Here is a 19,287-nt window from a genome sequence, read left to right on the forward strand (position 1 = left end):
TTCCCATTATCATTGTCAAAATGGCCAAACTTAAGCATTACCGAAGGCTCATGTACCAAATACTGTACCAAAAAGGAAAAATTTAATAAAAATTTATTAAAATCAATAATATGAAGAACGATAAATGCACAGATTCAGAATATCGAGTAATACATTTCCGGCAGGTCATTAATGAAGCGCCATTGATGGCGCTTTGTTCATTTTTCAGGCACTATAGTTTGAGATTCATCAACACCTCCGACCTTTTATTACCGTGGCTGGCTTCAACACTACGTAAAGATTGATAAATAAACATTTCCGGACTCTTCCGGAACGCCTGTCAGTCACACTTCGCATTTCAGGTCTGTCTTTTTTAATTTTTTGAATTTAAAATCTTTTTCCTGTTGTGAACCCTTTTTTCGCACCCGAAACGCTGGCTCCATGAAACAGGTCAATCCTGTATATTCCGTAGTTTCCCTTTCTTTGAAGGCACTTTTTGATAAAGTGTTGGTCGAAATCAGTACAGCTGTACCGCCTGGAGACTTATGGAAGTGCTCTTTATGCGATACATCCATCTATCTCATGAAGGTTGTTAATGAAAAACACCGGAAAATTTAGCAGTTCGCTGCTGCATCCGCGTTATTGGTTTACCTGGTTTGGTCTTGGTGTACTCTGGCTTCTGGTCCAGCTTCCCTACCCTGTTCTTATGCGTCTCGGTGCCGGTGCCGGCAAAATTTCCCGTCATTTCCTGCAACGCCGTGAGCGCATCACCCGTCGTAACATTGAGCTCTGCTTTCCTGGCATCAGTGAAGAAAAAACAGAACATATGATTGCCGGTAATTTTGCGTCGTTAGGTATGGCGCTGGCTGAAACCGGTATTGCCTGGTTCTGGTCTGACCGTGCGGTAAAACGTCTGTTTAAAGTGTCAGGTATGGATAATCTCCACGCTGCGCAGAGTGAAAAGCGCGGTGTGATGCTGATTGGCGTGCATTTCATGTCACTGGAGCTGGGCGGCCGCATCAGCGGTCTCTGTCAGCCGATGATGGCGATGTATCGCCCGCACAACAATCAGGCAATGGAATATGTGCAGACCAAAGGCCGGATGCGCTCAAACAAAGCGATGATCGACCGCCGCGATCTGCGCGGCATGGTTAATGCTCTGAAACAGGGTGAATCGGTCTGGTTTGCGCCGGACCAGGATTATGGCCCGAAAGGCAGCACCTTTGCGCCACTGTTTGCGGTAGAAAAAGCGGCCACCACCAACGGCACTTTTGTGCTGTCGCGTCTGGCGAAGCCAGCGATGGTGCCGATTATGCTGATTCGTAATGCAGATAATGAGGGCTATCATCTGATCATTGAGCCGATGCTGGAAAATTATCCTCATACGGACGAGGCTGCTGCTGCAGCTTATATGAATAAAGTGATCGAGAATCAGATTCTGCGTGCACCGGAACAATACCTCTGGCTGCATCGCCGATTCAAAACCCGTCCGCCGGGTGAACAATCACTCTACGTCTGAGTAAACAGATAAAGCAGGCACCGCGCCTGCTTTTTTTATTCTGCTAATCCCGTCTGCTTAAATATCCTCTCCGGTTCATCCATGTGCTGCATGCTCTATCCTGGGTTAACACACGCTTTAATTTTTGCTGTTCAGCGCCTCTTTCACGGCCACCAGGCTGGTATCAGAAAGTTAATTAAGGAATGATGAATTCTCTTACCTCGTTAAAGCCGGATAAGCTTATGGATATCAACGATACACAGCAGTGGCAGAGGCCGCTGATTGATGACCGCCTTACGCCCTATATTGAAGTGGATGCAGAGCGCCTGGAGCAGAATCTGCAGCATATGCAGCGCAAAGCTAGTGCGGCAGGCGTCGCGCTGCGTCCGCATATCAAAACACATAAAAGCGTCTGGATTGCTCAGCGTCAGCTTGAATATGGTGCTCAGGGTGTCACGGTCTCTAAACCCAGCGAAGGTATCAGCTTTATTCAGGGGGGCGTTCGCGATCTGCTGTTAGCCTACCCGGTTGTGCAGCCGCAAAGCGTGGCTGAGCTGCTGCGTCTCGCCGTGCTTCATCAGGCAAAACTTACCCTGATCGCGGACAGGCTACAGGGTGTGGCAGCGATTGCGGATGCGTGGCAGCAACAGCCAGACTGCGCGCTGGCGGTGGCGATTAAGGTGGATGTTGGATTACACCGGATTGGTGTTAATCCTGATAGTGATGAAGCTGTGCTGATTGCTCAGGCGCTGCGGGACAGAGGCATACGCTTTGCCGGATTAGTGTCGCATGCCGGCCACGCATATGGTGCCGGTAATGCCGCGGCTATTGTTGATGTTGCCAGACAGGAAACGGTATTGATGCAGCAGCTTCAGGCAAGACTGCAGGCTGCGGGATTTACCGACTGCCCGCTCTCTGTGGGTTCAACGCCTACGGCCCTGGCAGCCGAGGTTGCGCCCGGCATCAGTGAAATCCGGCCTGGCAACTATGCACTGCTGGACCTTACCGCCTGTCGCCTCGGGCTAAGTCAGATCGACCAGCTGGCAATGAGCGTCATTACCCGTGTGGTAGCGGTAAACGATCATTTCGCAATTGTGGATGCCGGATCGAAAATGCTGAGTTCGGATAAAGGGCCACACGGCACCAATGCCAGCGGCTTTGGTGTTGCAGCCGACGAAGCGGGCCACACGTATGAGGTGACAAAGTTATCTGAGGAGCATGGTTTTCTGCTTTATCAGGATCGCCGTCCTGAAGTCGGCATGCTGCTTCGTATCTTCCCGAATCACAGCTGCGCAGTGATGGCACAGTCGGATGGCTTTGTTCTGCGTCGTGCCAGTGGGCATAGCGAAGAGCATGCAGTTTCTGCACGCGGCAATTTCATCTGAGTCAGCGGCAGACAGCCTCATCCGTTGTCTGCCGTTTGTACGAAACCCTCTCAACACCACACTTCTGCTGTTACAACGTATTAACGAGCCTGACCCCATGCTTTAATGCTTTTTTAGCTTATCCTCCGGAGGTTATATGCTCTCCTCGCGCACGCTGAGCCTGACGATTCCGCGTCACTGGTTAGATCTTTATGAAACCATCTGGAAGCCGGAATTTTTTCCAAAGTGGGCGTCCGGGCTGACGAATAGTGCATTAGAACCCGATGGCAATCGCTGGCGTGCTAAAGGCCCTCAGGGAAACGTAAAGCTCCGGTTCTCGCCACATAATCCGTTTGGCGTAATGGATCACTGGATTGACAGTGGCTCAGGAAAGGAAATCTATGTACCGATGCGCGTGATAGCCAACGAGCAGGGTGCCGAGGTAATGGTAACGGTTTACCGCCAGCCATTTACTTCAGATGAGAGATTTAAGCAGGATATTGAATGGGTTAGCAACGATCTTGAGAAGCTTAACCAGCTTCTGACCCAGTAAATCAATGACTTAGCTCGATTTTTTCTCTGTACTTATCACTGGCTGTTTATGAAAAAAAACAGAAAAACTTCCGATGATAAAGCATAAAGCGTTTATCTGATTGCATACCCCTTCTGCACGTTTATCACCAACCCTGCTTAAGCATTGTTGCCAGGAAAATTCCTGGCAAAAGTGCCTGACAGACAGGCTATCCCCGCTGATTTCAGGCATCTTCATCTGCTGTGTAAACAATTTTGCTAAAGCACATACATTAATCATCAACAATCGTTTATTACTCTCGTACTGGAGATTTAATATTTATCATGCATGAAGTGAAACCATTTATTTCTGCGGTCGCGTAATCAGACTTTTCTTATGGTGTTAAATTAAATAAAACAATGTATAAATCATTCCACACACAGCAATACCCATAACGATAAAGCAGGAAAAAAGTCATGGACCGCTCTGCGTATCCTTTGTTATCAGAAAAAGAATTCGTTGAGATTGCCGCAAGGATGCTGGCAGGAGAATATAAAACTACAACAGGATTTATTCGTGATCTGGCGGAATTCTTATTCGCTGCAGGGGATTCCGCCATGACACGAAACAGAGAATTTACCAGGGATATCTGTTTTTTATCCGGGCACCATTTGATTGAATCCATAATAACATGGCAAGCCTGGAAAGGTATTTCAGGACTCCGGCCGGAAAAATTGCACTAACCAACGGTGTCACAGCAACCTCTCATTGCTGTTACACAACGATTTAATTCTCACAGAGTCAATGAACTCTAACGAGTATATTATGGCAATACGTGAAAGCAGTCTTAATAGCGCAAAGTGGTCTCTGCTCTCTTCAATCAAAATTATTGGCATCGGCGTACTGCAGCTTTCGTTGCTGGCGCAGATTCTGCAGGCGAATGAACTGAACCTGCTGGCGATCGCCGTGATAGCTTTACTGGCTATCGATACGCTGGCCGATCGCGGCTTCTCAAATAAGCTGATCCGCCGCTGTATGCTCTCTATCAACGACCTCTCCACGATCTACTGGGGTAATATGTTGATGGGTGTCGCGGTGTTTGGTCTGTTATTTACGGGCAGTCACCTGCTGAACAGTCTGTTTGGTCAACCTGAACTGGCGTTAATGCTGCAGATGGTCTCAGTGGTGTTTATTATCATCCCGCAGGGTCAGCATTACCGTGCGATATTACAGCGCGAAAAACAATATACCCGTATCGCTTTTGCTGAAACCTCATCAGTATTAGCCGGTCTTGCCGTCACTTTATTTACCGTCTGGCTGACACCTTCAGTATTGTGTGCGATCTGGGGTTATCTGGCGATGGCATCTATTCGCATGCTGATTTACTGCTACTATGGTCGTTCATGGTTCCAGCCGGAATACCATTTTAGCCTGAAAGCCTTTTCTAAAATTCGTGCAAGAAACAAATAATAAAATAAGTCTGTATGGTGGGCTCTGAGCATCCGAAACGATGCGTTGGCGTGCTGTTAACCAGCACGCCTTTTCTTTTTATTAAGCCTGTTGCTTTATTTCTCTGATCCATTCCCTTCTTTATCTGCCGCATCCAGCCTTTTTACCTCACTTATAAACTGACTTACCTCCAGCCGTTGTCTGGCGTTCACGGTCGGTTAATATCCGCCCGTCCGGAACCGGAAAACAGCGGGCCGCAACGCACAAACCTTCTGCAGACTGTTTCTTCTCAGATTTAAACAGGCACTCACCGCAGGCTCTGCGCAGAAAAGTCTTTCTATACGGACGCCAGGGCTGGCTGGTATACACTGCGCTTATCACGGACGCCGATCGCCTGAAAATCTCTGTCGCCGTCTTTCAGGCAAAGGCGTCGCCTTGCCGCCGTTTTACCGGAGTCTGCTATGTTACTGACCGTTCTCTACATCATTGGTATTACTGCTGAAGCCATGACCGGTGCGCTGGCGGCAGGCCGCCGCAAAATGGATCTGTTCGGTGTCATTATTATCGCGTCAGTGACTGCCATCGGCGGTGGTTCGGTGCGCGACATCCTGCTGGGTCACTACCCGCTGGGCTGGGTAAAAAATCCTGAATACATCATGATTGTGGCGGCAGCAGCGGTCATCACCACTTTCCTGGCGCCACTGATGACACATCTGCGCAAAGTGTTCCTGGTGCTTGATGCGCTGGGACTGGTGGTTTTTTCCATTATCGGCGCGCAGGTTGCGCTCGATTCCGGACATGCCATGATTATTGCCGCAATAAGCGCGGTCATTACCGGCGTCTTCGGTGGCGTACTGCGTGACATGTTCTGTAATCGCATTCCGCTGGTGTTTCAGAAGGAGCTTTACGCCGGTATCGCTTTCGCCTCGGGCTGGATCTATATCCTGCTGCTGAAAACTACGCTGGCACATGAAGCGGTGATTATCATTACCCTGCTGTTCGGCTTCTTTGCCCGTTTACTGGCGCTGCGCTTCCGCCTCGGTTTGCCGATTTTCAACTATCCCCATCCCGAGCATTAAGGAAGAAGGTATGCCCTGCTGCTGCAGGAACGCGATCAGCGCCTGCACACGAGCATCATGGAACTGCGCAACCAGACGCTTTGCCAGCGCAGCACCAACGCCCGGTAGCGCCTGCCAGCCCGTCACATCCCGCTGCATTAAGCTCTCCCACTGCTGATCGGGTAGCGACTTCAGGGCTTTCCGCGGCAGTGAAATACCTAAGGCATCCACCCAGCGACGAAACGGCTGCTGACGGGTGAGATTAAAACGGTGCCAGAGCTGACTCGCCCGTTCCGGAGAGAAGCCCGTTGCGGCAGCGATCTGTTCCGGTGTTAATGTCAGCCAGCCGAACAGATGCGTCATACTGCCGGTTTCCAGTAAGCGCAGCCAGGTGCTGCGCTCAACGCCCGGAATATTCAGCACCGTTTTCTGACTGAGCCAGCGTAATTTTGCCAGTAACTGCTTCTGGCACTCCGCACTGAAGGTGTAACAGCTTAGCGGCGTATAATGCGACGCGTCGGGAGGCTGAGGATAGTCGCGCTCTGCCACGCGCCAGATCACCCGCTCCAGCCGGGGAATCCCCTGACCCGCCAGACTCAGCGTAATCACATCACCCGCCACAATATCGCTTTCCTGCCAGCGACGCAGGGATCCGACATTAACCCGCCTGACGGTCTTGTCATCCAGCTGCACCGGCTGCAGATTAAGGACGGCAGCTATTTTCCCGGTTCGACCAACCGGAAAATCAACGGAGAGCACTTCAGCGCTGACTTCCGGAGGCTGATACTTCCAGGCAACAGCCCAGGTTCCCTCTCCCGGCAGCCAGTTTTTGCCCGCAGGACGAAGACTCTGATGAACCACCACACCGTCAGTGACAAAGGGCAGCGCAGCATGGAACCAGCGATCCCGCCAGGCAGCGACCTCCTCTTCATCTTTAACGCTGTGGCTCCATTTTGCCGCAATGCCCAGTCCCCAGCGACTGAGTTGCTCAAGGCGTTCCGTCATTGTTGCCGGGCCATCTGGCCAGGCCCAGATGAAAACATCGAGCGAATTCAGCAGGGGAACACGCTGTTTACTCATCATGGCCCCGGCCACCTGTGCGCGAGCATTTTTACCGCCATCAATGGCCTGTTGATGATCGGTCATCGGCAGAAATAGCTCACCCTGCAGCACAACCTCGTCGAGTCGGGTCTCGATATTCAGCGGAATCGCCGGGATCCAGGCGGCTTTAGCCAGCCACTCTTCACCGCGCAATCCATCGCCACGACTTAACAACGACACCAGTCTGCCCTGGCGATACACCAGTGAAACGGCGATACCATCGACTTTTGGCTGCACCCAGAGATCGCGTCGCCCCTGCATCCAGTAAGCCAGTGCCAGCTTGTCCCGCATCTTTTTTACGCCAGTATGGGCGACCGGGTGCAATGACGTGCCATTACCCGGCAGTTGTGGGGCGTAAGCCGGCTGATAAGGGCTAAAGCAGTGCTGCCACTGAATCAGTCGCTGCTGAAGAGCATCATAATCCGCATCCGCCACCGGACTCTGGCCCTGACGATAGTAAGCGTCATCCCAGTGTTGCAGTTGCTGTTGCAGGCGGCGGATCTCTTCCGTCGCCCGGTTCGGTGTCCAGACCGGACAAACGGCGCTATGCACAGGCCATGTAACGATCCACAAAACAGCCGCAAACAGCGGCCAGCCGAATCCTTTCATACTCTTTCCCCTGACGTTTTTCGGTATTCAATATCAATGCTTTGGCGTCAGCCAGAAACGATGTCCGGTTCAGGAAGGGATATCGTGGCAATAAAGGATTAGTTGCAGCGGTCTGACAGACATTTGCGCGAAGAGACGCAAAAGTTGGCTGTTGCCGCTGCGCAAACGCTGCGTGGCAGCGGGAAGCTGTGTATACTGTGCAGGAAATCGACTCCGCTTTTAATCAATTCAAGAAAACCATGGCTCAAGGCACGCTCTATATTGTTTCTGCACCCAGCGGCGCAGGGAAATCCAGCCTGATTCAGGCACTGTTAAAGACCCAGCCGTTGTATGATACGCAGGTCTCTGTTTCGCACACGACGCGCGGCATGCGTCCGGGTGAAGCCCATGGCGAACATTATTTTTTCGTTGAGAAACATGAATTTGAGCGGATGATCGCGGAAGATGCTTTCCTCGAACACGCTAAAGTTTTCGACAACTATTACGGTACGTCGCGCCATGCTATTGAGCAGGTGCTGGCAACCGGCGTTGATGTGTTTCTCGACATCGACTGGCAAGGTGCGCAGCAAATCCGCGCCAGAATGCCAGGCGCACGCAGCATCTTCGTTTTACCGCCGTCGAAAGAAGAGCTCGATCGCCGTCTGCGCGGTCGTGGCCAGGACAGCGAAGAGGTCATCACGCGTCGTATGGCGCAGGCAGTAGCGGAAATGAGCCACTACGCCGAGTATGACTATTTAATTGTGAATGATGATTTCGATCTGGCGCTGTCCGATCTGAAAACCATTATTCGCGCCGAACGTCTGCGTATGGCGCGCCAGAAGGCGCGTCACGATGCTTTAATCAGCAAACTGTTGGCAGTCTGAATACAGTTTCAGTATGATGCGCAGTCATTTCTTCATCTGTGGAGTAGCACACCTATGGCACGCGTAACCGTTCAGGACGCAGTAGAAAAAGTTGGTAATCGTTTTGACCTGGTGTTGGTCGCTGCACGTCGTGCACGTCAGATGCAGGTTGGCGGCAAAGATCCGCTGGTTCCGGAAGAGAACGACAAGCCTACCGTTATCGCTCTGCGCGAAATCGAAGAAGGTCTGGTCACCAATCAGATTTTAGATGTGCGTGACCGTCAGGAACAGCAAGAGCAGGAAGCCGCTGAGTTACAGGCCGTTACCGCTATCGCTGAAGGTCGTCGTTAACAGCCACCTGCAGGTCGCCCTTGTATCTGTTTGAAAGTCTCAATCAACTGATTGAAAAATACTTGCCAGAGGAGCAGATCAAGCGCCTCCAGCAAGCCTACCTTGTCGCACGTGATGCCCACGAGGGACAGACACGCTCCAGCGGTGAGCCTTATATCACCCATCCGGTTGCCGTGGCCTGTATTCTGGCGGAAATGAAGCTCGACCATGAAACCCTCATGGCCGCGCTGCTGCATGACGTGATTGAAGATACGCCTGCCACTTACCAGGACATGGAACAGCTGTTCGGTAAAAGCGTGGCGGAGCTGGTCGAAGGCGTTTCCAAGCTGGATAAGCTGAAATTCCGCGACAAGAAAGAAGCGCAGGCAGAGAACTTCCGCAAGATGATTATGGCGATGGTGCAGGATATCCGCGTCATTCTCATCAAGCTGGCTGACCGCACCCACAATATGCGCACCCTGGGGTCATTACGCCCGGACAAACGTCGCCGCATCGCGCTGGAAACGTTAGAGATTTACAGTCCGCTGGCGCATCGCCTGGGTATTCACCATCTTAAAACGGAGCTGGAAGAGCTCGGTTTTGAGGCTCTCTACCCGAACCGCTATCGGGTGATTAAAGAGGTGGTGAAAGCCGCGCGCGGTAATCGTAAAGAGATGATCCAGAAGATTCTTTCTGAGATCGATGGCCGTCTGCAGGAAGCAGGCATTCCCTGCCGCGTCAGCGGTCGCGAAAAGCATCTTTACTCGATCTATCGCAAAATGACGCTTAAAGAGCAGCGTTTTCACTCGATCATGGATATCTATGCCTTTCGCGTCATCGTGAAAGATCTGGATACCTGCTATCGCGTTCTGGGCCAGATGCACAGCTTGTATAAGCCGCGTCCGGGCCGCGTAAAAGATTACATCGCCATCCCCAAAGCTAACGGCTATCAATCGCTCCATACCTCCATGATCGGTCCGCACGGCGTGCCGGTTGAAGTGCAGATTCGCACCGAGGATATGGATCAGATGGCGGAAATGGGGGTCGCTGCGCACTGGGCGTATAAACAGGCGGGCGAAAGTGGCACTACCGCACAGATTCGCGCTCAGCGCTGGCTGCAAAGCCTGCTGGAGCTGCAGCAGAGTGCGGGCAGTTCGTTTGAATTTATCGAAAGCGTGAAGTCCGATCTCTTCCCGGATGAGATCTACGTCTTTACGCCTGAAGGCCGCATTGTTGAGCTGCCAACCGGCGCGACGCCGGTGGACTTCGCCTATGCGGTTCACACCGACATCGGCCATGCCTGCGTCGGCGCACGCGTTGATCGTCAGCCTTATCCGCTGTCGCAATCCCTGACCAGCGGACAGACGATTGAGATCATCACCGCGCCAGGCGCCCGTCCCAACGCCGCCTGGCTCAACTTTGTCGTCAGCTCCAAAGCCCGCGCCAAAATTCGCCAGCTGTTGAAAAACCTCAAGCGTGAAGACTCGGTTAATCTGGGTCGCCGTCTGCTCAGCCATGCGCTGGGCGGCAGCCGTAAACTGGCGGAGATTCCGGCGGAGAACATCCGGCAGGAGCTGGACCGTATGAAGCTGACCTCGCTTGACGATCTGCTGGCGGAAATTGGTCTGGGCAATGCGATGAGCGTGGTCGTGGCGAAGAACCTGCTGCAGGCGGACAGCAAGACCATCAGCAGTAACAGCAAGCGCGGTAAGCTGCCGATCAAAGGCGCTGATGGCGTGTTGATTACGTTCGCTAAATGCTGCCGACCGATTCCCGGTGACCCGATTGTTGCTCATGTCAGCCCTGGCAAAGGACTGGTGGTGCATCATGAATCCTGTCGCAATATCCGCGGCTACCAGAAAGAGCCGGAAAAATTCATGCCGGTCGAGTGGGATAAAGTCACCGAGCAGGAGTTCGTGGCGGAAATCAAAGTCGACATGTTCAACCATCAGGGCGCACTGGCGAACCTGACGGCAGCAATCAACACGGCCGGTTCCAATATTCAGAGCCTGAATACCGAAGAGCGTGATGGCCGCGTCTACAGCGCCTTTATCCGCCTGACCGCACGCGACCGTGTCCATCTGGCGAATATCATGCGTAAAATTCGCGTGATGCCGGATGTGATCAAAGTCCACCGTAACCGTAATTAGGCATGAACGATCAACGTTTTGCCCGGATTCAGGCGATGCTGGCACTGCGCCAGCACGATCTTACGGTGTGTATGGAGCAGGTGCATAAGCCGCACAATGTGTCTGCGGTGATCCGCACGGCCGACGCAGTCGGCATCCACGAAGTGCATGCTGTCTGGCCCAGCCAGCGGATGCGCACCCAGGCTTCCGCGTCTGCCGGAAGCAACAGCTGGGTGAAAGTGGTTACCCATCCCACCATCGGCGACGCTGTAAAACAGCTTAAACAGCAGAAGATGCAGGTTCTGGCGACCCATCTTTCTGACGATGCCGTGGATTTCCGTGAGATTGATTATACCCTTCCCACCTGCATCCTGATGGGACAGGAAAAAACCGGCATTACTGAAGAAGCACTGGCGCTGGCTGACCGGAAGATCGTGATTCCCATGGTAGGCATGGTGCAGTCACTGAATGTCTCAGTCGCCTGTGCGCTGATCCTCTATGAAGCGCAGCGGCAGCGACAAAACGCCGGTCTTTACCTGCGCGATTACAGCCTGCTGGACGACGATGAGCAGCAACGCCTGCTGTTTGAAGGCGGATTCCCGGTGCTGGCGAGGGTCGCAAAGCAGAAGGGTTTACCCTATCCGCGCATCAATGCGCAGGGCGAAGTCGACGCCGATCCCAGCTGGTGGGCAACCATGCAATCGACCGGTAAAAAAAGATGAAAGGCCGTCTGCTGGATGCCATCCCGCTCAGTACCCTGACCGGCGTCGGTGCCAGCCAGGCAGCAAAACTGGCCAAAATTGACCTGCATACCATTCAGGATCTCCTGCTTCATCTCCCGCTACGCTACGAAGATCGCACCCAGCTTTATGCTATTGACGATCTGCTGCCCGGTATCTGGGCCACCGTAGAAGGCGAAGTGCTGCACACTGACATCACCTTTGGTCGCCGCCGGATGATGGTGTGCCAGATCAGCGATGGCAGTGGTGTCCTGACGATGCGCTTCTTTAATTTCAATGCCGGCATGAAGAACAACCTGTCGCCAGGCCGTCGCGTCACCGCCTATGGTGAGATTAAACGCGGTCAGCGCGGCGCGGAGATTATTCATCCCGAGTACCGCATCCAGGGCGAACAGAGCAATGTGGCGCTGGAAGAGACCTTAACGCCGGTTTATCCCACCACCGAAGGCATCCGGCAGGCCACGTTGCGTAATCTTACCGACCAGGCACTGACGCTGCTGGAGAGCTGCCCGATTGCCGAGCTGCTGCCGCAGGAGCTGAGCGGCGGTTTAATCAGCCTGCCTGATGCGCTGCGCACCCTGCATCGTCCACCGCCCGATCTTCGACTCAGTGAGCTGGAAAGTGGCCGTCATCCGGCGCAACGCAGACTGATTCTGGAAGAGTTGCTGGCGCACAACCTCAGCATGCTGGCGGTGCGCGCCGGTGCTCAGCGCTATTACGCGCTGCCAATGACGCCGCGACACAATCTTAGCGACCAGTTGCTGGCCGCGCTGCCCTTCTCACCGACTAATGCGCAGAAACGCGTGGTGACGGAGATAGAGAAAGATCTGGCCAACGATTTCCCGATGATGCGGCTGGTGCAGGGCGATGTCGGCTCGGGCAAGACACTGGTAGCCGCGCTCTCTGCGCTGAACGTTATCGCCCATGATAAGCAGGTTGCGCTGATGGCGCCGACCGAACTGCTGGCTGAACAGCATGCCAGTAACTTCCGTCAGTGGTTTGCGCCGCTGGGCATTGAAGTGGGCTGGCTGGCCGGAAAACAGAAAGGCAAAGCCCGCCAGGCACAACAGGAAGCGATAGCCAGCGGTCAGGTGGCAATGGTCGTGGGTACACACGCGCTGTTTCAGGAGCAGGTGCAGTTCAACGGTCTGGCGCTGGTCATTATTGATGAACAGCACCGGTTCGGCGTCCACCAGCGACTGGCCTTGTGGGAAAAAGGCGAGGAGCAGGGTTTCCATCCGCATCAGCTGATCATGACCGCTACCCCGATCCCGCGCACCCTGGCGATGACCGCCTATGCCGATCTTGATACCTCAACCATCGATGAGCTGCCGCCGGGACGTACTCCGGTGACCACCGTGGCGATCCCAGATACCCGACGCGATGAGATTGTGGCGCGGGTTGAGCATGCCTGCCGCGAAGGGCGTCAGGCTTACTGGGTCTGCACCCTGATTGAAGAGTCCGAATTGCTGGAAGCGCAGGCGGCAGAGGCCAGCTGGGAATCCCTGAAAACGGCGCTGCCCGACTTAAATATCGGACTGGTGCATGGCCGGATGAAGCCCGCGGAAAAACAGGCGGTGATGCAGGCCTTTAAAGCGAATGAACTGCAGCTGCTGGTGGCGACGACAGTCATCGAGGTCGGCGTTGACGTGCCGAATGCCAGCCTGATGATTATCGAAAACCCGGAGCGGTTAGGGCTGGCGCAGCTGCATCAGCTACGGGGCCGTGTAGGTCGTGGTGCCGTGGCATCGCACTGTGTGCTGCTCTATAAAGCGCCACTGAGCAAAACGGCGCAGAAGCGTCTTCAGGTGCTGCGTGACAGTAATGACGGCTTCGTCATTGCTCAGTTCGATCTGGAGATTCGCGGGCCGGGTGAACTGCTGGGCACGCGTCAGACCGGCAACGCGGAGTTCAAAGTCGCCGACCTGCTACGCGATGCCGCAATGGTGCCGGAAGTTCAGCGTGTGGCGCGCCACATCCACCAGCACTATCCCGAGCAGGCCAGCGCCCTGATTGAACGCTGGCTGCCAGAGAACACCCGTTATACCAACGTCTGATTGATCTCCATCTGAGTCGGCCTTTTTTATCCTCGCCGGGCAAACGATTGCTTTTGCCCGACGGATGATTACAATCGCCACACTATTTTTTGGGAAGAACAGAAGATGTCTACCACTCCTCAGCCAGATCAGCCTTCCGCCACGAAAAGTGAACTGATTTATCGTCTTGAAGATCGTCCACCCCTGCCACAAACGCTGTTTGCCGCCGGTCAGCACCTGCTGGCAATGTTTGTCGCGGTTATTACGCCTGCGATTCTGATTTGTCAGGCGCTGGGCCTGCCTGCAGAAGATACCCGGCACGTGATCAGCATGTCGCTGTTTGCATCGGGCGTGGCATCACTGCTGCAAATAAAAACCTGGGGACCGGTGGGTTCGGGCCTGTTGTCGATTCAGGGCACCAGCTTCAACTTCGTGACGCCTCTGATTATGGGCGGGATGGCGCTGAAAAATGGCGGTGCTGACGTGCCCACTATGATGGCGGCACTTTTTGGCACGCTGATGGTGGCCTCCTGTACCGAGATGGTGCTGTCGCGCGTATTGCATCTGGCGCGCCGGATCATTACGCCGCTGGTCTCCGGTATTGTGGTGATGATTATCGGCCTGTCGCTGATTCAGGTCGGCCTGACATCCATTGGCGGCGGTTTTAGTGCGATGAGCGACCATACCTTTGGTGCGCCGAAAAATCTGATGCTGGCCGGAGCCGTGCTGCTGGTGATCGTGCTGCTGAACCGACAGAGGAATCCCTACCTGCGCGTCGCCTCCCTGGTGATTGCCATGGCGGTGGGCTATCTGCTGGCCTGGGCGATGGGCATGCTGCCTGCAGCAGGTATTCCTGCTGATCAGCCGTTAATCATGGTGCCAGCGCCGCTCTACTACGGACTGGGCTTCGACTGGAATCTGCTTATCCCGCTGATGCTGGTGTTTATGGTCACCTCTCTGGAGACCATCGGCGATATCACCGCCACCTCGGATGTTTCAGAGCAGCCGGTGAGCGGACCGCTCTATATGAAACGCCTGAAAGGTGGCGTGCTGGCGAATGGTCTTAACTCCTTTGTCTCCGCGCTGTTTAATACCTTCCCTAACTCCTGCTTCGGTCAGAACAATGGCGTGATTCAGTTGACCGGCGTGGCCAGCCGCTACGTGGGCTTTGTGGTCGCACTGATGCTGATTGTGCTGGGACTGTTCCCGGCGGTCAGCGGTCTGGTTCAGCTCATTCCTGAGCCGGTGCTCGGCGGCGCAACCATTGTGATGTTCGGCACCATCGCCGCCTCGGGCGTTCGCATCGTGTCACGCGAGCCGCTTAACCGTCGCGCCATCATGATCATCGCGCTGTCGCTGGCGGTGGGGCTGGGTGTTTCTCAGCAACCCTTAATCCTGCAGTTTGCGCCCGAGTGGCTGAAAACCCTGCTCTCTTCCGGCATTGCGGCAGGTGGCATTACCGCCATCGTGCTTAACCTGATTTTTCCGCAAGAGAAGTAAGTCCACAGGCAGGCTTCGGCCTGCCTGCTAATTATTCGGATTTACATCCAGGCTGTTGAGCTGTAACGGTAATTCAGGCATAACAACCTCTCACCGGATTTAACTCGGGAAGGATGCTATGAAATTTATTGGAAAGTTTTTCCTCACCTTACTTTTGCTGCTGCTTTTCATCCTCGTGGTGATCTATGTGCTGCTGCAGACACAGTGGGGTGCAGGCTGGTTTAGCCGTTGGGTGAGCGACAAAACCGAATGGCATCTCTCCCTGAGTAAAATTGAACACAATTTCTCTTCTCCCTCTCACATCATTCTGGATGACTTCAGCTTTGGTCATGATGGGCAGCCTGCGGTTCTGGTAGCGAAACGGGTCGATCTCGGTCTGGCACTGATTCAGTTCAGCGATCCGCTGCATTTCAGCAGTCTTGAACTGCGCGACGGGGAAGTCAATCTGGCCAACCTGACGCCAGGCAGTGCGCTGCCCATTCAGGCCGATCGCCTGCAGCTCAATAACATGCGTATCGACAGCCCCAACAGCACGCTACCGCTGTTTGCTCAGCAGGTTAATGGCGGCATTCTGCCGTGGAAACCCACAGCCCTTGATATGCTGGGCCGCGATGCCCGCTTCCAGATGAGCGCAGGCAGCATGACGCTGAATAAGGTGCCAGCTGAAAACGTCCTGATTCAGGGCAGTGTTTCCGAAGGACGAATGCGCTTTGACAATATGGGTGCCGACCTGGCGCGTGGTTCCATGACCGGCAACGGTGAGCGCGATGTCCAGGGCAACTGGAAAATTAATCAGCTGCGACTGAATGATATTCGTCTGCAGACCGCCAGCAGCCTGAAAGATTTCCTGCATAGCCTGCAGGTGGTTCCCTCGATTGCGATTACGCGCCTCGACATGACTGATGCCCGCCTGCAGGGGCCTGACTGGGCGGTGACAGATCTTGACCTGACGCTGAGAAACGTTAACTGGCAGGGCGATGACTGGCAGAGTAATGATGGTTCGCTGGCGCTGAATGCCAGCAATTTTATCAACGGTGGATTCGAGCTTAATGACCCTATCGTTACCCTGGATTTCTCTCCGCAGGGCCTGGCGCTGACGCAGTTCAGTTCTCGCTGGGCGAACGGGGTGATTCGGGCTGACGGTGACTGGTCACGCAGCGATAAACGCCTGACGCTGAAAAATCTGGCTGTTGCCGGACTGGAATATACCCTGCCGCAGGACTGGCGCGACCGCTGGCAGGCGGCACTGCCCGCGTGGCTGGATAGCGTAGCGGTGACGCGTTTCACCTCTAATCGTAACCTGATTATCGACATCAATCCGGCGTTTCCCTTCCAACTGACCTCACTGGATGGTTCCGGCGAGAACCTGCTGCTGGCGCAGCAGCATCAGTGGGGGATCTGGTCGGGTAAGCTCAGCCTGAACGCGGCAGAGTCGACCTTTAACCGCACCGATCTGCGTCACCCGTCGATTGCGCTGAGTGCCGACCCACAACAGATTCAGGTGACCGAGCTGAGTGCGTTCAGTAACAAGGGCCTGATGGAAGGGACGGCTACCGTCGGCCAGCAGCCAGCCCGTCCGCTTACGCTGCAACTGACGGGGCGTGCAGTGCCGGTGAATGTGTTGCAGAACTGGGGATGGCCCGCATTGCCGTTAACCGGTGACAGCAATATGCAGCTGCAACTGAGCGGCGCTTTAGCCGCAGGCCAGCCAATACGCCCGACGGTTAATGGCACACTGTCGGTGACAACCGACAGTCAGCAGGTGCAGCAGACCATGCAGGCAGGCGAGGTACGTTAATAACATAAGGGCCGCAAATGCGGCCCTTATGTTTAATTGATACGTGCGCCGGAACCGCCCTCTTCCAGCGGCCCATCCGGATCGGCTGGCAGAACGATGTAAACGCCCTCAAACACCGCGCCACATTCATCATCGCCAAACAGCTCCACTTCAAGCTGAACGCGTGCTTTACGTCCGCGTGCCAGACGGTCAAGGTCGCCGCTTAGTGAGCCGAGATCGGCAATCGCGCCAGGCCGTCCGCTGATCGGACGGCTGTAGCGAATGTGCGCATCTGCCAGAATAATGGTGCCGCCGAGATGGCGCTCGCGCAGCAGCAACCAGATCAATCCCCAGCCGGTCAGTGTGGCAAGCGAGAACAGGCTGCCGGCGAACAGCGTGTGATGTGGATTCTGGTTGCCCGCTTCAGGCATGGTGGTGATAAATTTCTGCCCGGTAAACTGCAGGATACGCACACCCATCTTCTCGCTGAGCGGAATATGATCATACCAGGCCTGTTGCAGCTGACCGCACCAGTCGGCGCGATGCAGGATATCATCAAGCGTAACGACCGGCTTGATCATCAGAAAGTGGCGTACCGGCGTCGTCTGCGGCGCGGTAATCTCACCCTGATTGATATAGCCGAGCTTAGCGAAGAAGGCGACCGCATCTTCGCGGGCGCTGCAGGTTACCCGCTTCGCGCCTTCCTGACGCGCGACCGACTCCAGGGTCATCGCCATCAGCGTACCCAGCCCTTTCCCCTGCACCGACGGATGAACGGCCATGAAGCGGATAGCGGCCTCATTGTCGGCGTTGATGTAGAGACGGCCTATGGCGACCGGATTTCCCTGCTCATCAACCACCATCTGATGATGCGCCAGGGCATCCCAGGCGTCACGTTCCGACCCCTGCGGCTGACGCAGCGGTTTACGCAACATTTCCCAGCGGAACTGATAATAGATATCCAGCTCTTCCGCCGTCTGTGGCACGCGAAGGTGATACATGTAATGTTTCTCCCGCTCGGATAGGTGACCTGTTCCCTGCCGCTCCGCTTGCGATCTCACACCTGTAACCAGAACGTCACAGGACCATCATTCACCAGCGAGACCTGCATATCCGCCGCAAAACGGCCATTCGCCGTGGTCATGCCCTGCTGGCGACAGTAATCGCTGAAGTAGTCATACAGGCGTTCGGCCTCAGCAGGTTCCGCACCCCCTGAAAAGGAGGGGCGCATCCCTTTTTGCGTATCTGCGGCCAGCGTAAACTGCGACACCACCAGCACGCTTCCGCCCGCCTGACGAACACTCAGGTTCATTTTGCCCTGTTCATCACTAAAGATGCGATAGCCCAGTACGCGTTCTGCGAGACGTTCCGCACGCGCATTGTCATCACCATTTTCCACGCCCAGTAAAACCAGTAAACCGGCACCGATTTCGCCGATTACGTTCTGATCGACGCTGACGCTGGCGCGCTGCACGCGTTGAATCAATGCAATCATGTTTCCTCGCGTTGTTCTTCTTTGTGCTGCTGTTTTAACTGCCGATAGTCGGCTAACGCGACGGTAATTTCAGCGCCTAACAACACAATACACCAGGTCCAGTAGACCCAGAGAAACAGAATGGGGATCACGGCCAGTACGCCGTAGATCAGCTGATAAGAGGGGAACATAGTAACATAGAGCGCAAAGCCCTTTTTACCCAGCTCAAATAGCGCACCCGCCACCAGCGCGCCAATCAGCGCATCGCGCGGCGGCACCCGCTGGGTGGGTACAATGCTGTAGAGCAACCAGAAGGCGAGCCACGACAGCAGAAGCGGGAAAATGCGCAGCATCTGGTCGACCAGGCTGGTGACGCCGGTCGCATTAATCCAGCGCAGTGACAGCAGATAGGAGCTGATCGCCAGGCTGGCACCGGCCAGAAGCGGGCCGAGCGTCAGGATCATCCAGTAGACCGCAAAGGAGTAAACCATCGGCCGCTTCTTGTTGCTGCGCCAGATGGTATTCAACGCGGTATCAACCGAATGCATCAGCAGTAAGGCCGTTACGATCAGGCCGACGGCACCAACCGCCGTCATCCGGTTGACGTTAGCCACAAACTGCTCAAGATAGCGTTGCAGCGTGTTGCCTGCAGCCGGCATCAGATTGTTAAAGACAAACTGTTTTAACTGCACGCTGATATCAGAGAAGACCGGAAACGCAGCAAACAGCGCAAACACCACCGCAATCAGTGGTACCAGCGCCAGCAATGAGACATAGGCCAGATTACCAGCCTGCGTCGTCATGCCATCCTCATCTATGCGTTTCCACAACAATTTGAGCCACAACCAGAACGCATGCAGCCCGGGACGAAATTTACGTGACATCATGAG

The 19,287-nt window shown here is 54.6% G+C and carries 18 protein-coding genes; 13 read left to right on the plus strand and 5 right to left on the minus strand.

Annotated features, from left to right (window positions below; translation table 11 throughout):
• Nucleotides 1-323: 323 nt before the first annotated feature.
• The gene (locus tag IBT54_RS19250) at nt 324-554 is read right to left on the minus strand and encodes a hypothetical protein (protein WP_201252766.1); all 231 of its coding nucleotides are present in this window, start codon (nt 552-554) and stop codon (nt 324-326) included.
• A 20-nt stretch (nt 555-574) separates the two neighbouring features.
• Here IBT54_RS19250 and lpxP point away from each other — a divergent pair, with 20 nt between their 5' ends.
• The 6 genes from lpxP (at nt 575) to IBT54_RS19280 (ending at nt 5,880) form a co-directional block, all read left to right on the plus strand.
• Nucleotides 575-1,498, plus strand: coding sequence for a kdo(2)-lipid IV(A) palmitoleoyltransferase (gene lpxP, locus IBT54_RS19255; RefSeq protein ID WP_013359516.1), 924 nt, complete (start codon nt 575-577; stop codon nt 1,496-1,498).
• A gap of 221 nt (nt 1,499-1,719) precedes the next feature.
• Entirely contained in the window at nt 1,720-2,862 is a 1,143-nt protein-coding gene (locus tag IBT54_RS19260) for an alanine racemase (RefSeq protein ID WP_095706472.1), read from the plus strand.
• 136 nt (nt 2,863-2,998) lie between these two features.
• Nucleotides 2,999-3,394 carry a hypothetical protein gene (locus tag IBT54_RS19265; RefSeq protein WP_033734531.1) on the plus strand — a complete coding sequence of 132 codons (396 nt, stop codon included), beginning with the start codon at nt 2,999-3,001 and terminating at the stop codon, nt 3,392-3,394.
• A gap of 434 nt (nt 3,395-3,828) precedes the next feature.
• Complete coding sequence (locus IBT54_RS19270; protein WP_041457142.1) at nt 3,829-4,095, plus strand: hypothetical protein; 267 nt, start codon at nt 3,829-3,831, stop codon at nt 4,093-4,095.
• An 82-nt stretch (nt 4,096-4,177) separates the two neighbouring features.
• The gene (locus tag IBT54_RS19275) at nt 4,178-4,822 is read left to right on the plus strand and encodes an oligosaccharide flippase family protein (RefSeq protein WP_041457277.1); all 645 of its coding nucleotides are present in this window, start codon (nt 4,178-4,180) and stop codon (nt 4,820-4,822) included.
• 440 nt (nt 4,823-5,262) lie between these two features.
• On the plus strand, nt 5,263-5,880 hold the full coding sequence (locus IBT54_RS19280) for a trimeric intracellular cation channel family protein (protein ID WP_013359520.1): 618 nt from the start codon (nt 5,263-5,265) through the stop codon (nt 5,878-5,880).
• Here IBT54_RS19280 and ligB read toward each other — a convergent pair.
• Complete coding sequence (ligB, locus tag IBT54_RS19285; RefSeq protein ID WP_201252767.1) at nt 5,818-7,569, minus strand: NAD-dependent DNA ligase LigB; 1,752 nt, start codon at nt 7,567-7,569, stop codon at nt 5,818-5,820. The two genes, IBT54_RS19280 and ligB, sit on opposite strands and share 63 nt — an antisense overlap.
• 239 nt (nt 7,570-7,808) lie before the next feature.
• On the opposite strand from ligB, the gene gmk reads away from it, so the two are divergent.
• The 7 genes from gmk (at nt 7,809) to IBT54_RS19320 (ending at nt 16,944) form a co-directional block, all read left to right on the plus strand.
• Nucleotides 7,809-8,432 carry a guanylate kinase gene (gmk, locus tag IBT54_RS19290; RefSeq protein WP_033734537.1) on the plus strand — a complete coding sequence of 208 codons (624 nt, stop codon included), beginning with the start codon at nt 7,809-7,811 and terminating at the stop codon, nt 8,430-8,432.
• Between the two features lie 54 nt (nt 8,433-8,486).
• Nucleotides 8,487-8,762: a DNA-directed RNA polymerase subunit omega gene (gene rpoZ / locus IBT54_RS19295; RefSeq protein WP_003851346.1), complete on the plus strand. Its 276-nt coding sequence runs from the start codon at nt 8,487-8,489 to the stop codon at nt 8,760-8,762.
• 20 nt (nt 8,763-8,782) lie between these two features.
• Nucleotides 8,783-10,891 carry a bifunctional GTP diphosphokinase/guanosine-3',5'-bis pyrophosphate 3'-pyrophosphohydrolase gene (gene spoT, locus IBT54_RS19300; RefSeq protein ID WP_013359523.1) on the plus strand — a complete coding sequence of 703 codons (2,109 nt, stop codon included), beginning with the start codon at nt 8,783-8,785 and terminating at the stop codon, nt 10,889-10,891.
• 2 nt (nt 10,892-10,893) lie between these two features.
• Nucleotides 10,894-11,592 carry a tRNA (guanosine(18)-2'-O)-methyltransferase TrmH gene (trmH, locus tag IBT54_RS19305; protein ID WP_013359524.1) on the plus strand — a complete coding sequence of 233 codons (699 nt, stop codon included), beginning with the start codon at nt 10,894-10,896 and terminating at the stop codon, nt 11,590-11,592.
• A complete protein-coding gene (recG, locus tag IBT54_RS19310; RefSeq protein ID WP_201252768.1) occupies nt 11,589-13,667 on the plus strand; it encodes an ATP-dependent DNA helicase RecG in 2,079 nt (692 codons plus the stop codon). The genes trmH and recG overlap by 4 nt, the downstream gene beginning before the upstream one ends.
• Nucleotides 13,668-13,772: 105 nt before the next feature.
• Nucleotides 13,773-15,146, plus strand: a complete 1,374-nt coding sequence (locus IBT54_RS19315; RefSeq protein ID WP_013359526.1) for an NCS2 family protein — start codon at nt 13,773-13,775, stop codon at nt 15,144-15,146.
• A gap of 118 nt (nt 15,147-15,264) precedes the next feature.
• A complete protein-coding gene (locus tag IBT54_RS19320) occupies nt 15,265-16,944 on the plus strand; it encodes an AsmA family protein (protein ID WP_201252769.1) in 1,680 nt (559 codons plus the stop codon).
• Nucleotides 16,945-16,976: 32 nt separating this feature from the next.
• On the opposite strand, the gene fabY is transcribed toward IBT54_RS19320, so the two are convergent.
• Genes fabY through IBT54_RS19335 form a run of 3 tightly spaced genes read right to left on the minus strand, consistent with a single transcriptional unit; the run spans nt 16,977 to nt 19,284 of the window.
• Nucleotides 16,977-17,924 carry a fatty acid biosynthesis protein FabY gene (gene fabY / locus IBT54_RS19325; protein ID WP_013359528.1) on the minus strand — a complete coding sequence of 316 codons (948 nt, stop codon included), beginning with the start codon at nt 17,922-17,924 and terminating at the stop codon, nt 16,977-16,979.
• Nucleotides 17,925-17,980: 56 nt separating this feature from the next.
• Nucleotides 17,981-18,418 carry a D-aminoacyl-tRNA deacylase gene (gene dtd, locus IBT54_RS19330; protein ID WP_201252770.1) on the minus strand — a complete coding sequence of 146 codons (438 nt, stop codon included), beginning with the start codon at nt 18,416-18,418 and terminating at the stop codon, nt 17,981-17,983.
• Nucleotides 18,415-19,284, minus strand: coding sequence for a virulence factor BrkB family protein (locus IBT54_RS19335; protein ID WP_033734547.1), 870 nt, complete (start codon nt 19,282-19,284; stop codon nt 18,415-18,417). The genes dtd and IBT54_RS19335 overlap by 4 nt, the downstream gene beginning before the upstream one ends.
• Nucleotides 19,285-19,287 lie beyond the last annotated feature (3 nt).

It is taken from the genome of Pantoea sp. S62 (assembly GCF_016658625.1).
In the GTDB taxonomy this organism is placed as follows: Bacteria; Pseudomonadota; Gammaproteobacteria; order Enterobacterales; family Enterobacteriaceae; genus Pantoea; species Pantoea vagans.